This window comes from Candidatus Clostridium helianthi (genome assembly GCF_045310795.1).
Lineage (GTDB): Bacteria > Bacillota > Clostridia > Clostridiales > Clostridiaceae > Clostridium > Clostridium helianthi.
The window spans coordinates 60,079-74,410 of the sequence record NZ_JBJIAB010000014.1 but is presented as its reverse complement, the minus strand read 5'-3'; the positions used below and the strand labels follow the sequence as shown (position 1 = coordinate 74,410).

The window sequence follows — 14,332 nt, the reverse complement described above, 5'->3', positions numbered from 1 at the left end:
TTTAATCTCCTCATTTACATTTTTAATAAACTTGCTTTTGAGCTATTATTAATGTTGATAATGTTACTTTAATCATGTAATAAATTGATTTTAGTGGTGTTATAGATGACTTTCCTTCATATCTTTGCCTCATATTTACACCAATTTCTTTAACCTTCAAACCATTTTTGTACGCATATACTATGGTTTCTACTTCTGGATAATCCTTTGGATAGTATTTTGCAAAAAGCTCTATTGCCTTTTTATTTATCAATCTGTATCCAGAAGTAGTATCATAATAATTACTTCCACATAACAACGAAACTAATTTAGAAAAATATCTTATTCCCATTGATCTAAATGTACTTGGTATATAATTGGTTTTCTCTACAAACCTTGAACCTATAATCATATCGAAATTGCTTTTTTCCATTTGTTTAACCAAATTTTCTAAATCCTTTGGATCATGCTGGCCATCACCATCTATTTGCACAGCCACATCATATCCCTTATTTAAGGCATAGATATAACCTGTCTGAACAGCTCCCCCAATGCCCAAGTTTTCGTTTAAATTTATTACTTCTGCTCCTGCCTTTTTTGCTTCAAAATATGTGTTATCTTTAGAGCCATCATTAACTACAATGACATCTGCAAATACATTATTATTTCTTATTGAAGTTATTACATTATAAACATTTTTTTCTTCATTATAAGCTGGTATTATAATCAAACACTTCATTACTTTATTCTCCTTTTTCCTTGATCTTGTATAACTTAATTTTAGTTATCAAAATTAAAGAACTATTTATTAAATTTATGAAGAAATTATGAAGTTCATCTTTTGTCTAAACTTTATAGATATAAATTTGTAGTTTTCCGAAATAGAGCATTTAATGGGAACTTAAAATTATATATACGTTGCAATAAATTACATAACGAAAACCTTCTGAATAATACATTCATCAATCAAAAAGTCTATATTCTCCTGTGAAATGAGAAAGCCCCATGAAAATCTAAATTTTAGATTTTCATGGGGCTTATAGATATCCAATTTAAGAATTAAACTTATTAGATGAACATATTTACAAAATTGCTAGAACTTTAAGCTAATATCTTAACTAGAAATCATACTATTTCAAATCCACCACAAAAGCAATTAAGCTTTTCTATTCTTCTGTAAAGTGCTCTTTTATATATTTAACTGAATTTTCACCAGCCATTCTGCCTGAGTTTAAGGCAAATCCTAATGAATTTCCTGGAAGAATAAATGCGTAGTCTGGATTATATAAAGAGTTTGCATCTGTTCCTGCTGCAAATAATCCTGGTACTACATTAGAGTCTGCATCCATTGCTTGTGTCTTATAGTTAATTTTAATTCCACCTGCACTACCATATGCACTTGGCGCAAATTTTAATGCATAATATTTTGGACCTATTAATGGTTTTAAATATTTTGGATTTTTATTAAATATGTTATCTCTTGATTTACAAGCTTCATTATAATCGCTTATTGTTTTTACAAGACCTTCTTTATCAATTCCTGATTTTTCTGCTAATTCTTCAATGGAATCTGCTATGAATAAAATATCATTTCCGTTTTTAATAAATTCATTCATTTCTTGTTTAAAATCATCCATACTAATATTTGAAGTTACAACATTTATTAGCTCTAAACCGTTTTTCTCATAATATTTCATAATACTATCATCTATAATTGAAAATACAGTTTTACTTTTTTGCTTACAGATAGCATTAACTGAAAATACAGGATTTTCAACCACAGCTTCATCATAGAATCTTTCACCATCTAGATTTACAAAAACGTTTGGTTGTCTAAATGGAAGTTCGATTGGAGCATATCCACCTGTATTAGGTGCAAAGAAAACTAATTCTAAATCCATTGTGTCTTTTGCTGCACCAGCTTCCCATGCCATTTTAATTCCATCTCCTGTAAGTCCTGGAATTCTATATGAAAATAAGTCTTTTCCCCATTCAAATCCTGTATACTTTTTAATAAATTCAGGACTGTCTCCAAATCCTCCTGTTGCAATAATAACTGCTGAACCATATGCTTCAATTTCACCATCTTTATCTTTTGCAACTACTCCTATTACTTCTCCATTATCTTTAATTAAACTTTGAATTGGTGATTCTAAACAAATTTTAACTCCTAATTCTTCTGCCCTGTCTGTCATTGCTTTGATCATTGTAGCAGCTGCTCTAAGACCAGGTGCTCCTGTCTTTGGTTGAACAATATGCCAAGTTGCTTCTGAACCCGGGAAATATTTTGATGGTAGTGCAAATTTTACACCCATATCTTCTAACCATTCAATTGTACTTGCTGATTTATAAATATAATCTTTTACAAGTCTTGCGTCTGCGCGCCAGTGAGTATAATCCATGAATTTTTGAAAAGCTGCTTCTCTTGTGCAGTCAATAAGTCTTTCCTTTTGCATTTTAGTCTCTACGCCTAAAGGACCCATTGCCATATTAGCACATCCACCAGTAGTATTTGCTTTTTCAAATACTATAACTTCAGCTCCTTGTTCTGCAGCTGCAATTGCTGCTGCAAGCCCTGCTGCTCCTCCACCTACGATAATTACATCTGATTCCATTTCACGCATATTTGTTACCTCCTAAATTTAATTAATGATTAAAAATATATATTAATTTTTGATTATGAGCTATTTTCTTCGTCTTCTTCCAAGTCCAAGGCCTTTCTTTTCGCCTAAAGCACCTTCATCAAAGCTCCCAACTTCTATTGGTTCTGATGGTAATTTAGGTTTTACTGAGCCATATCTTTTTACTGCTTTTACGCTGCATATCTCTTCACATTTTTTGCATTTATCACAACAATCCATATCAATTATATGAATTAGATTATTTCCACCTTTGATTGCTTTTTGATGGCAATCCATACAATCGCCACACCCATTACAAACCTTTGGATCTATAAAATAATTAGCATAAGCTATACAATTTAGTGTATTGCAGATTTTTCTATCAATATGCTTCTCAAATTCATCTCTAAACTTATTAATAGCTGTATATAATGGATTAGAAGCAGTTCTTCCAAAATCGCATAAGGTTCCGATTTTAATTGTTTCACTTAGCTGGATAGCTAAACTAATGTCACTCTCTTTTCCTTTTCCTTCAGTTGCATCCTTAATAATTTTATATAATTGGTAAATCCCTTCCCTGCAATATACACATTTTCCGCAGGTCTCTTTACTATTATCTAACATCTTTTGAGTTACCCAATTCACAACACAAGTATCTACGTTATAAACTTCTACTTTTGATACTTCTAACATTGTCCCATTTCCCATTAAATTTGAATATATGAATGGAGTATCTAATTCTTCTTCTGTGAAAACAGCACCCGTATTTCCACCTACCTGCACGAACTTTATTGCTTTTTCAGATTCAGTTCCGCCACCATATTCACTTATAATTTCCCTTAAAGATGTTCCAAATTGAATTTCATAGATTCCAGGATTTTTAACATCTCCAGCTATTGAAATAATCTTTTTAGGTGTATAATTTTCTTCTAATGAATTCTTAAGTGCATACATTGTTTCTGCATTATGTACTAATGTCACTTCATTAAATACATCTTTTTCAAAAGCTTTCTTATTCCCAACTAGCACTACTTCTATTTCATATGATTCTAATTGCATTTTGAAATTACTATAACATTCACTAAGATAAATTTTAACTTTCTCTATGCCTAATTCCTTTTGGCATATTTTAATTCCATCAATAACCTTACCTATGTGCTGTTCTAATAAATATCTTATATTTTCACTTTGACTATTATCTTCAATAAAAAGACATGCTAATTCTTCCCATTCCCTGCTTTGCCATCTATCTATAAGATTAGTGTTTTTTATTCCATGTCCTGATATCTTTATATTTTCTGCTAGCATTTTTTCACCACCTTTACTTCACCTTATATTCAGTCCAGAATTTTGCCTTTGTAAGTTTTGGACGCAAATCACATTGAAGACATCTAGAAGCCTCGCATTGTGCAGTTTTTGTGTCAAATCCCACTGTCATTAAGTTAAAATTATTTATTCTTTTATCAACCGGAACACATTTATAATGACTACATTCCTTTTTAGCAAAATCTTCTTCCATTCCCATCATTGGATCTAAAGGCTGTTCAGATGATAAAACTTCATCTATAACTCCATCTCCGCCTAAATATTTATCAATACTTGATACAGCTTTTCTTGCTCCTGCTATTGCCTGAATTACAGATGCTGTTCCTGTCACTGCATCTCCAACTGCAAAGATTCCATCTTCATTAGTTTTATAACAATCGTCAATATTTACTAGACCTCTTCCGTTAAGCTCGATTTCTTCAAATGCTCCAAGATCTGCTCTTTGGCCTGTTGCAAAAATTATCATTTCACCTTTGATTAAATGTTCTGAGTTTTCTTTTATATTTAATATTAATTTCTTATTTTCATCAAAGTGGAAATCTTCAACTTCCTGACATACTATCCCAGAAGCATTCCCATCATTATCTTCAATTTTTACAAATGTTCTGCTATTGTAAATTTGAATTCCTTCTTCAATTGCTTCTTCAATTTCTTCATCGCTAGCAGTCATGTTTCCTTTTCCTTCTAAACAGACAACTGCTACACTTTCAGCTCCTAATCTCTTTGCTGATCTTGCACAATCGAATGCTACATTTCCTCCACCTAAAACAACAACTGATTTCTTCATTTCAACGTCTATATCTATCAAATCTCTTCTTAAAAAATCAATATTTACATATACATCTTTCAAATCAGACCCAGGGATTGGAATCCTTACACCTTTATCTGTTCCTATAGCAATTACAACCGCATCATAATTCTCTTTTAATTCTTTTAAAGATTCTACTTTGCTGTTAGTAATGATATTAACTCCTGCTTCACGAATTACATCTATTTCAGATTCTACAACTTCTTTAGGAAGTCTATAATCTGGAATACCTGCTGATAGCATCCCTCCTGCTACTGGGAGTTTTTCATATACATCTACTGCATGTCCAAGTTTCGCAAGATAGTAAGCTGTTGTAAGTCCTGCTGGTCCTGATCCAATAATTGCGGCTTTCTTATCAGTTTTATCCTTTTTAAATGATTTATCTTTCCACTTATAAGAATCAGTTTCAGCTGCAAATCTTTTTAATTCACGTATTGAAACTGCTCCATTTATATCTTTTCTTCTACATGCAGATTCACAAAAACGCATACATACAAGACCTAATGATTTTGGAAATGGTGCTTTTTCGCGAATTACTGCTGCTGCTTCATCGAAATTTCCATCTTTTATGTAACGAACATATTTAGGCACATTAATTCCTGCTGGACATTCATGCTTACATGGAACTAATACATCCTCTCTATTTCCATCTTTGAATACACCTTTTTTATCTTGAAGAGCTCCTGTTGGACATACTTCAACACAAGCCCCACAAAAACGGCAGTTTGCATCTGATAATGATAATCCATTTTTAACTCCAACATAAATTCTATCTTCTTCATTTTTATCATAATCTAAAATTCCAACACCTCTGATATCATGGCAAGCTCTTACACATCTGCCACATGCTACACATCGGTTTAAATCTCTAATAATTAATGGATTTTCTGTTTCAACAGGAACAGCATTAAGAGTTCTTCTTAATCTTGAAGTACTAACACCTAAATATTGAATTAATGATTGCAATTCGCATTTTAAATACTTTGGACATGTAGTACAATCGTCTACATGGTTAGCAAGCATAAGTTCCATTGACAATCTTCTCATCTCATCAAGTTTTTCTGATTTTGTTTTAACAATCATTCCTTCTTCAATTTTTGTGGTGCATGCTGTTTGTATATCATTTTTTCCTGATATTTCAACTACACATAATTTGCAGCCCCCAACATCATGAAGATCTGGATGATGGCAAAGATGTGGAATATAAATATCAGCATCTTCAGCTACTTGCATAATTGTTTTATTTTCATCAGCGCATAATTCTATATTATCTATTATGACTTTTATACTACTCATGTTAACCTCCAATTTTCTTGACTCTTGTACAAAAGTTACTTTATACTATTAATATAAACGTTGCCATAATGGTAAAGTCAATAGTGGAGTGTGAAAAAAATGACAAATCTATATACAATCGGAGAAGTATCTCGCTATATGAATATATCAACTAAGATATTGCGTCATTATGACCATTTAAATTTACTAAAACCTTGCTATATTTCACCAGACACTAAGTATAGATATTTTAGTTATGATCAACTTTTTATAATCGATGTAATTCGATATTTAAATAAAACTCTGTTAATCCCATTAGAAGATATCAAAAATATACTTGATGAAAATAAAGATTATGATAAACTATTAACATTTTTAGAGTCTCACAAAGAACAGCTGGATAAAAAGATAGCTGCCATCGAATATTCAAAGCAGCTTACAGATAGTATGATATCTGATATAAAAGAATTAAAGAAATCCCCTAAAAAAATTGAAACATATGAACAATATCTAATGAGCAGAAATTTTTATTATCTTGAGCTTAATACTTCTATTTATGACATTGACAAGCATGTAACTAGACATATATCTAATATTACTAATATAGATATTACAGAATATAACACTATGTGCTTATTATTCTCCTTATCAGAATATACGAAGACTAAAAATTTAAATGTCAAAGGTTTCGGTGTATTCTCTGATAAAAAAATTCCTCAGCTAAAATTTAAAAATTTGCGTGAAGGTCGTTATATTAATCAAAGCTTTATTTACTCAGAAGAAAATACTATGTCCGCAATAAACAATATAACTAAATATGCTGATATAAGAAATATGAAACTTGATGATACAGCTTTTTTAGTCTCAAAGATGGTAGATTTATCTGTTTCCTCAAAGTATGACTATTTTATGGAGCTTCAAATAATGCATCATATGTAAATATCCCAACTAAGGCCTGAACTTATGCATATGGGTCGCCGAAATAGGAATTATGCTGTTATTCCAGTTTCTAATGAAACATTTCACAAAAGCATAATTCTTATTTCCAGTTGATATATATTTCATAGTATAACCCTAGCTTATAATTAGTTTATCTATATATGTATTGCAAAAATAATTCTTCATCATACTTCCAAAATTATTGTAAGAATTTTAGCTGTAATTGTGAAATGTGCATTGTAAATTGCAACATATATATAAAACCAACATTTCTGCATTTCATACAAAAAATTGAATTAAACATAAAAATACTTTCTATGATATTTCTATTTTTCCCAAAAAAGCCATAATCTCAATTGGATTATAAGCTATTTACATCCTCTTAACTATTTCATTGATAATAATTTTTAATATAATCAACCCATTCATTGTATATATCTTCATCAGATTTTCCAAATACCGTTTCATAATCTTCTGTTTTAATTATCTCCATTAATTTTTCCCACCCATATTTTTTATCTATATACTCTATATAGGTATTGGCAAAGGTGTAACCTCCCATCTTTGAAAATTTGACTGGGTTGCTAGTCTTAATTTCTGAAAAAGTTGGAATGTGCATATTATAGACATATCTTTTGTAAAAAGGTTCTGCATTGGATAAATATAAAGCCGTTCCTTCAGTTAACCATAATCTAATATGTGGATTTAGTATACTTACATAGGCATGTACCATTTCATGTAAAGCAGCTTGCTTATTATTATCATAGTCATGGACCTTTCCTGGATTTGCTGGCGATGTCAATATAACATTCGTTCCTATATTGTCACCAATATACCAGTCTAGCCCTAACATTGGCCCTATTAGCCCATATTTTTTCATTTGCATTGTGGACTGATGGTCATAAATATAAATATTAATATTTTGCTTTTCACTAAATCCTAATTTTTTAGCTAATTCACCTGCTCTTGCATTGGCTAACTGAAAAACATCCTTAGCTGCCGCTTCTTCATCTTCATAATAAACATTCACCCATTCCCCTTCAATAACATGCATATTTGATGTTTTTAATCTAAGAGTTGGTATAAGATTAATAAAAATAAGTAATGCAGCTATCACAAAAATAATTCCAAATACTTTAAACGATTTATTTCTTTTCATTTCTTTTTCCTCATTTCTTCTTCATTTTCTATAGAATAACTAAAATATCATTCATAAAAAAGTAACCAGAGTCATTATTTTCATATGACTCTGTTCATGTTCAATTATTAAGAAAATATTTTTGCAAGCTTTAAAGCTAACATTGTCCTATCCTTTATTTCTGTTTTATCATAAATAGTACTTATATAATTTTTTACTGTACCTTCAGAAATATATAAGAATTCTGCTATTTGAGAATTTGTATATCCATCTGAAAGCAACTGACAAATCTCTATTTCTCTTTCAGTTAAATTTTTTAATAAATCAATATTATGATATTTTTCTTTACCTGTATTTTCATTTGAGCATTTTGACATTATATTTGCTAATGCAGTCATTACTTTACTATCAAGCATGCTTTGGCCATTCATAACATTAAAAATTCCTTGGACAATAACTTTTGTTCCTGCATCTTTTAATAAGTATCCATCTGCCCCATGCATCACTGCCTTCACAATATTTTCTTCATCATAAAAAGTTGTCAAAACAAGTATTTTCATCTTAGGATATGTTGCTTTTACCTTTAATATCAATTCCTGTCCCGACATTCCTTCCATATTTAAGTCTACTAATGCTATATCTACTTGCTCTTTCTCTAAAATATCTAATGCTTCTTTTCCATCATGTGCTAATCCTGTTATTGCAAAAGATTCATTCATAGATAAGATTAACTCAAGGCTCTCTAAAAGAAGTTTTTCGTCATCTACTATCAATATTCTAATTTTATTCATTTTCATCACCTGCTCTTGTTGGAATTTTTAGCATTACCAGAAGTCCTTCTTGATTTTCTATTTTTAAAATCCCACCTATAGAAATTAAGTAGTTTCTGATTTTTTTAATTCCAAATCCAGAGTCCAATAATTGCTCATAATTTCTCATAATTTGTATACCTGTTCCATTGTCCTGAACTATTATATTTATATTATTTCTATCTACATTTATAATAACAATAATAGCCGTTGCATTTCCATGCTTTACACTATTTGTAACTAGTTCCTGCAATGCTCCTATTAAGAAGTCAATTCTTTCGATACAGATATCCTGCATTTTTAATTGCTGTTCACTATAATCGATTTTAGTTCTTATTTTGAGATTAAAATCCTTTTTTAATTTCTCAACATTTGCATTTATTAATTTCATCACATCTTCTATAGTTTGTCCATTTTCTTTTGTATTTACCCCGCGTACTGCTTTTCTAATGGCTTCAAGACTCTCACGCATTCTTATATTAGCAAATTTTATTTTTTCTATTGCTTTTTTAGAATCCATATTGTAGACTGCTTCTGCCGCATCCAAACTCATAATCGCTGCCATTATTGTATGACCAACGCTATTATGTATATCTCTGCTTACCTGCTCCCGCTCCTCATATTTTATCTTCTGCAAAGCAATAGATTTTTCTAGTTCAAAAACCTCTTTATCTTTTATAAACTTATGGTAATTAAGCATGAGTCCAGAAGTACGATTACATAATATATAAAATAAACATCCACAGCATAAATATTGAAGTATTCTTGGCACAGCTCCATATAGCATTATATTTTTTAATCCAGTAAAGGGTTCAACCCATGGTTCCATCAAAAAATAAAAGCTAAGTAAATGAGCTATCACTATATTAAATACTGATTCAATAATTACTACTATAAGCTGTTTCTTTCTAAAATACATAGATGCTAATATTGTTGGAATAACAAACATTAAAACTGTTTGAAAGGTTAATAATGTATAACATATTCCTGTAGAAATCACAGCACAAGTAAGTATCAAATACTTTGTCCATGGTTTCTTAAGTTCAAATATATCTACTAAAATTGTTGGCAGCAAAAGAGGAATTATAAGTAATACATTCATTTTTACCATAACATTCTGTACCGCATCAAATACATGAATTAAATTTAAAAACCCTGCTGCAAAGCAAAAATACAAAACAATACGCATTGCCTTTGATACTGTTTTATTTGTTTCTATTTCATTTTTCCACAATAGCTCATCAAACTGGTTCATGTTATACCTCTTATCTGTAATATAAATCTAACCAAAGTAAATATTATGCTGTTGTTCATATGGTATTACAGTTTATATTAACAACCTTATTTGTAATACAAACCCATAATTTCCTAAATATTAATTATAATTAGTATAACATAAATGAAAGAAAAGTTTTAACTCCAAAACCCGTAAGCAAAATAACCCACGAAAATCTAAATTATAAATCTTCATGAGTTTCATTTTGACAGCTCTACACCGTTTGTAATATTAACTTTAAAAATAGATTCAATTTCAATTATAAATAAGCACCACAATAAAATTAAAAATCATTTAATCCTAATGTTTTTAATCCTTTAATATAATTTTTTCTAGATGATACAAGCTTTAATCCACGTATTCTAATAATAGTATAATAATACTGACTTATAAAAAAACAGCAAAGATTCTTGTTCAAATGCAATTACTATATCTAGAATATAACATCAAAATGATTTATTCATAAATCAAGTCATACAATTTTTATTAAAATCATCTTTCCGATCATACTAATAATTTGCCTTCTAAATAAGAATACTTCAAATATTCTGGACTACTATAATATACCGATGAGTTAAAGTCTGATATTTCATCACTAATAAATGATTCAAATACCGAATATAGCACATCTATCACATTATTTTCTTCTGACAGAACATCGATTATTAATCTCTGATATTCTTTACCTATAGCTTGAAAACTTGGAACAGTATATTTGCACAAACCTACTGAATCAAAATCCCCTTCTTTAATATCAAACTCTTCTATTATCTCATCTGACACTTCCTCAAATGATAAGCAATGATTAACTTCTGCAAGTTCTAACTGTCTTTCTAGTTCTTTCTTTCCCATCATTTTTACTATAGTTGATCTTCTATTTTTAGTTTTCCTTCCTATATACTCTATAAGCGAGCAAACGTAAAATAAATTATCTTTTTCAACATCATTCATTTATAATTTCACTCCTCTCAAACTTAAGACAATCCAATGCCTTCAATGAATGAAAACTAATTTGATGAGTAGGATATTTAAATTTTGCTAACTCCCAAAAAATACTTCTAGTAATTTCACCAGCTAAAAAATCATTTACGTAATTCCAAACAGTATCATCAGCCATTGGGCCTTCTACTATATCGTAATCATGAATATTTCCTTTTCTGCAAGCTGCAATAAAATCTAGCCATTCATCTGTCATCTTTTCAAATTTTAATATATTCAAATTCTTATTTTCTCTGTAAGTATAATAGTTAACTGTAGCATGCTCTCTATTTCTTTTAGCCCATTTTTTAGCCTGTTCAAAATTATTTGTACAATAAAATCCCCATGAAAAATCTTTAGTATATTTGCTTTTTCTTACTTCTGGAAATTCTACTACTTCTCCCGATGCATGATACAACATAAAATACTCACCTAGCTTCCTCTAATTTCTTACTGCTATTATATCATTTTCAAAGCTTTTCTTCTATCAATTTAACCATTTCATAATCATTTATTCTATTTCCTTCTTTTTCATGACATTAAAAAGCCTCCTATGATATTTTTAATTTTTCATACAAAGTCATTATTTCATTAGATTACAAGCTTTTAACAATTTCATTCATAATAATTTTCCCCATGCGCATCTCCGATATATACTCTATATAGGTATTGGCAAAGGTGTATTCTATATATATTTAATTTTTTATTTTAAACGTGGGATTACATGTATCTCTTACGTCTAAATATATGAAAATAAAATTCACGGAGGATTTTTATATGCGAAAAATAGGTACAACAACTTCTGCTATCTGTTTTATACTTTTAGGCATTTGGATTATGATTAATTCTAACAATCCAGATTTAGGAAGAAAGCTCATAAAATTTTGGCCAATAATTATTATCTTAATAGGTATAGAAATTTTGTATTACACTTTAGTCAAAAAAGAAAATGAACGAATACGAATAAGTGGTCTCGTTTTTCTTATAATAATAGTTTTCTTTTTCACAAATATATCTATAGACATTTTTAATAATATAAAACAAAATAATTCTTCCTTTAATTTAGATACAAATTTCTTTGATAATGTCTTTACAAGTAAAAACTTACAATCTATCGATAAAAAAATCACTTTAGATCCCATTGGTAGTAACCTAAATTTTGAAACAGTAAATGGTAAACTGAATATAGAAAAAGCAACTGACAATAAAATAACTATAGACACTGAATTATATGTAAAGCAAGATAATACTTCAAAGGATTATGAATTGAATCCAATAACTGATTCAAATGGTTACACACTAAAAATTGTAGATGATGATATAGACTCAATTAAAGCCACTATCTATTTACCTGAAGGATGTGATGTTTCTATAAATGGGGCTAACCTTAATGTAGATAGTAATAGTGATATAAGACTTGATGCTTTAAATATAAATGCATCTAATGGAAAATTTGATTTACAAGGTGACATTCCTAATTCGTCTCTAAAGTTAGAAAATGGTAAAATAGATTTAAACAATAATTTATGTAAAAATATTGATATTTCTATGAATAATGGTTCAATCTCTTTAGACTCAAAAGACAAAAACTTATCAATCAATACAGATATAAACCATGGTACATGCAAAATAAATAATGAAAAAAGAGTCAACTCTGGAATTTCTAAAAATATCGGTACTGGTGAGGGCATAGTTAAAGCTAAATTAAATAATGGAACCATTAAAATAAATAGTGGAGAGTGAAGAAATGGAGGAGCAAGAATTCGTTGAAAAAATGAAAACCAAAGATGAAAATGCTTTTATTTACATGGTAGACGTTTATAAAAAAAGAATTCTCTCCTTATGTTATTCCTATACCTCTGATTATTATGAGGCAGAAGATTTATCCCAAGAGGTTTTTATAAGCGTATTTAATAATATTGATAAATTTAGAGAAGAGAGTTCCTTTTCCACTTATTTATACAAAATTACAACTTCAAAATGTATAGATTATACAAGAAAAAGAAGCATTAAGAATTTTTTAACTGGTCTCTTTATCTTTTCTAATGAATCTACTCAGGATATAGACAATCAAAATTTTATACGGCAAAGCATTCAATCTCTGCCACTAAATTTGAAAACCCCGCTTGTACTATATTATTATATTGGATTAACTCAAAAAGAAATTGCAGATATATTAAACTTACCTTTAAAAACAATTGAAGGGAGAATTTATAGAGCTAAAAATAAATTAAAAAATATTATTGAAACGGAGGTTCCATTTTATGCAGAACAAAAGAGATGATTTTGATACCATAATTATTAATTCCTTTAAAAATATAACCGTATCTGATGAGTATAATAAAAAACTAATGCAAAAACTTCATAAAAAGCAGCTTCCTGATTCTAAGAGAAATAATCTAATCCCTTCCTACGCTTTAATTGCTGCTGGTTTACTTAGTATATTTCTTAGTATTACTAGTCTTCAGGTGCACATTACAAACTTTGAATCACGTTTTTTTGACAAAGCTGTAATTACTGAAATTAACCAACATTCTATTATTAATTTTATAAAACAATTAGGAGAGTGAAAATATGAACAATAGAAATAGTTTTCTTACTTTTGTAACTGCCTGCATTCCTGGCGTTGGATATATGTATCATGGCCTAATTAAAAAAGGAGTTCAGGTTTTATTCTTATATATGCTTATTGGGCCTATTTTATCTTTTATAGGACTTGGTTTCTTATCTCATTTAATTAAAATTTGCATATGGTTTTATACTTTCTTCGATACATTTGCTGTTTCAAATAAAATAAAACGCGGAGAATATGTACCTGATTCTGAATTTATCTTTAAGAATTACGTTAACACAGAAAATTCTTACAGCGTAACTCCTACATGGAACGGAAGAATTAACAGACAAGGTTGGGTAATATTGGGTTCCTTTTTAATTATTCTTGGAATCTTATCTATCTTAAATCAAGTTTTTATAGATAGCGATATTTATAAATATATCCGATCTTATGCTTCGCAATATTTTATTCCTATAATATTTATTGTCATAGGTATTTTTACTTTATTTAAGAAAAGAGACTAAAAATTGAATACCTTACTCATAAAAACCCACTACCATCTGTAAGTTGCTATTCAAGCAGCATGCAAATGGTAGTGGGTTTCATGGTTATGGTGGAGACAATGGACA

The 14,332-nt window shown here is 29.4% G+C and carries 14 protein-coding genes; 5 read left to right on the top strand and 9 right to left on the bottom strand.

Going from position 1 to position 14,332, the window contains the following annotated elements:
• Positions 1 to 22: 22 nt before the first annotated feature.
• From ACJDTP_RS12600 to ACJDTP_RS12585, 4 genes are all read right to left on the bottom strand, one after another.
• Positions 23 to 718 carry a glycosyltransferase family 2 protein gene (locus ACJDTP_RS12600; protein WP_406761387.1) on the bottom strand — a complete coding sequence of 232 codons (696 nt, stop codon included), beginning with the start codon at positions 716 to 718 and terminating at the stop codon, positions 23 to 25.
• Between the two features lie 427 nt (positions 719 to 1,145).
• The gene (locus ACJDTP_RS12595; protein WP_406761386.1) at positions 1,146 to 2,603 is read right to left on the bottom strand and encodes an FAD-dependent oxidoreductase; all 1,458 of its coding nucleotides are present in this window, start codon (positions 2,601 to 2,603) and stop codon (positions 1,146 to 1,148) included.
• Positions 2,604 to 2,663: 60 nt separating this feature from the next.
• Positions 2,664 to 3,908, bottom strand: a complete 1,245-nt coding sequence (locus ACJDTP_RS12590) for an NADH-ubiquinone oxidoreductase-F iron-sulfur binding region domain-containing protein (protein WP_406761385.1) — start codon at positions 3,906 to 3,908, stop codon at positions 2,664 to 2,666.
• A gap of 13 nt (positions 3,909 to 3,921) precedes the next feature.
• On the bottom strand, positions 3,922 to 6,030 hold the full coding sequence (locus ACJDTP_RS12585) for an FAD-dependent oxidoreductase (RefSeq protein ID WP_406761384.1): 2,109 nt from the start codon (positions 6,028 to 6,030) through the stop codon (positions 3,922 to 3,924).
• A gap of 99 nt (positions 6,031 to 6,129) precedes the next feature.
• Between ACJDTP_RS12585 and ACJDTP_RS12580 the strand changes: the two genes are divergently transcribed.
• A complete protein-coding gene (locus tag ACJDTP_RS12580) occupies positions 6,130 to 6,948 on the top strand; it encodes a MerR family transcriptional regulator (RefSeq protein ID WP_406761383.1) in 819 nt (272 codons plus the stop codon).
• A 391-nt stretch (positions 6,949 to 7,339) separates the two neighbouring features.
• Here ACJDTP_RS12580 and ACJDTP_RS12575 read toward each other — a convergent pair whose 3' ends face one another.
• From ACJDTP_RS12575 to ACJDTP_RS12555, 5 genes are all read right to left on the bottom strand, one after another.
• Positions 7,340 to 8,107 carry a hypothetical protein gene (locus ACJDTP_RS12575; protein ID WP_406761382.1) on the bottom strand — a complete coding sequence of 256 codons (768 nt, stop codon included), beginning with the start codon at positions 8,105 to 8,107 and terminating at the stop codon, positions 7,340 to 7,342.
• 107 nt (positions 8,108 to 8,214) lie between these two features.
• On the bottom strand, positions 8,215 to 8,877 hold the full coding sequence (locus ACJDTP_RS12570) for a response regulator (protein WP_077308507.1): 663 nt from the start codon (positions 8,875 to 8,877) through the stop codon (positions 8,215 to 8,217).
• Positions 8,870 to 10,150, bottom strand: coding sequence for a sensor histidine kinase (locus tag ACJDTP_RS12565; RefSeq protein ID WP_406761381.1), 1,281 nt, complete (start codon positions 10,148 to 10,150; stop codon positions 8,870 to 8,872). The genes ACJDTP_RS12570 and ACJDTP_RS12565 overlap by 8 nt, the downstream gene beginning before the upstream one ends.
• Before the next feature lie 525 nt (positions 10,151 to 10,675).
• A complete protein-coding gene (locus ACJDTP_RS12560; RefSeq protein ID WP_406761380.1) occupies positions 10,676 to 11,122 on the bottom strand; it encodes a hypothetical protein in 447 nt (148 codons plus the stop codon).
• Positions 11,115 to 11,570, bottom strand: coding sequence for a DUF3990 domain-containing protein (locus ACJDTP_RS12555; RefSeq protein WP_173708598.1), 456 nt, complete (start codon positions 11,568 to 11,570; stop codon positions 11,115 to 11,117). Before ACJDTP_RS12555 ends, ACJDTP_RS12560 begins: the two co-directional genes overlap by 8 nt.
• A 356-nt stretch (positions 11,571 to 11,926) precedes the next feature.
• Between ACJDTP_RS12555 and ACJDTP_RS12550 the strand changes: the two genes are divergently transcribed.
• Genes ACJDTP_RS12550 through ACJDTP_RS12535 form a run of 4 tightly spaced genes read left to right on the top strand, consistent with a single transcriptional unit; the run spans position 11,927 to position 14,227 of the window.
• Positions 11,927 to 12,892: a DUF4097 family beta strand repeat-containing protein gene (locus tag ACJDTP_RS12550; RefSeq protein WP_406761379.1), complete on the top strand. Its 966-nt coding sequence runs from the start codon at positions 11,927 to 11,929 to the stop codon at positions 12,890 to 12,892.
• 4 nt (positions 12,893 to 12,896) lie between these two features.
• Positions 12,897 to 13,433, top strand: coding sequence for an RNA polymerase sigma factor (locus ACJDTP_RS12545; RefSeq protein WP_023975226.1), 537 nt, complete (start codon positions 12,897 to 12,899; stop codon positions 13,431 to 13,433).
• The gene (locus ACJDTP_RS12540; RefSeq protein WP_023975227.1) at positions 13,414 to 13,719 is read left to right on the top strand and encodes a hypothetical protein; all 306 of its coding nucleotides are present in this window, start codon (positions 13,414 to 13,416) and stop codon (positions 13,717 to 13,719) included. Before ACJDTP_RS12545 ends, ACJDTP_RS12540 begins: the two co-directional genes overlap by 20 nt.
• 4 nt (positions 13,720 to 13,723) lie before the next feature.
• The gene (locus ACJDTP_RS12535) at positions 13,724 to 14,227 is read left to right on the top strand and encodes a hypothetical protein (RefSeq protein ID WP_039773745.1); all 504 of its coding nucleotides are present in this window, start codon (positions 13,724 to 13,726) and stop codon (positions 14,225 to 14,227) included.
• Positions 14,228 to 14,332: the final 105 nt, after the last annotated feature.

Excerpts from the sequence above, each read along its gene's own strand:
- ACJDTP_RS12575 (WP_406761382.1), bottom strand. The coding sequence starts at position 8,107 with ATGAAAAGAAATAAATCGTTTAAAGTATTTGGAATTATTTTTGTGATA.
- ACJDTP_RS12535 (WP_039773745.1), top strand. The coding sequence starts at position 13,724 with ATGAACAATAGAAATAGTTTTCTTACTTTTGTAACTGCCTGCATTCCT.
- ACJDTP_RS12560 (WP_406761380.1), bottom strand. The coding sequence starts at position 11,122 with ATGAATGATGTTGAAAAAGATAATTTATTTTACGTTTGCTCGCTTATA.
- ACJDTP_RS12550 (WP_406761379.1), top strand. The coding sequence starts at position 11,927 with ATGCGAAAAATAGGTACAACAACTTCTGCTATCTGTTTTATACTTTTA.
- ACJDTP_RS12590 (WP_406761385.1), bottom strand. The coding sequence starts at position 3,908 with ATGCTAGCAGAAAATATAAAGATATCAGGACATGGAATAAAAAACACT.
- ACJDTP_RS12595 (WP_406761386.1), bottom strand. The coding sequence starts at position 2,603 with ATGCGTGAAATGGAATCAGATGTAATTATCGTAGGTGGAGGAGCAGCA.
- ACJDTP_RS12555 (WP_173708598.1), bottom strand. The coding sequence starts at position 11,570 with ATGTTGTATCATGCATCGGGAGAAGTAGTAGAATTTCCAGAAGTAAGA.
- ACJDTP_RS12600 (WP_406761387.1), bottom strand. The coding sequence starts at position 718 with ATGAAGTGTTTGATTATAATACCAGCTTATAATGAAGAAAAAAATGTT.
- ACJDTP_RS12585 (WP_406761384.1), bottom strand. The coding sequence starts at position 6,030 with ATGAGTAGTATAAAAGTCATAATAGATAATATAGAATTATGCGCTGAT.
- ACJDTP_RS12580 (WP_406761383.1), top strand. The coding sequence starts at position 6,130 with ATGACAAATCTATATACAATCGGAGAAGTATCTCGCTATATGAATATA.
- ACJDTP_RS12540 (WP_023975227.1), top strand. The coding sequence starts at position 13,414 with ATGCAGAACAAAAGAGATGATTTTGATACCATAATTATTAATTCCTTT.
- ACJDTP_RS12545 (WP_023975226.1), top strand. The coding sequence starts at position 12,897 with ATGGAGGAGCAAGAATTCGTTGAAAAAATGAAAACCAAAGATGAAAAT.
- ACJDTP_RS12565 (WP_406761381.1), bottom strand. The coding sequence starts at position 10,150 with ATGAACCAGTTTGATGAGCTATTGTGGAAAAATGAAATAGAAACAAAT.
- ACJDTP_RS12570 (WP_077308507.1), bottom strand. The coding sequence starts at position 8,877 with ATGAATAAAATTAGAATATTGATAGTAGATGACGAAAAACTTCTTTTA.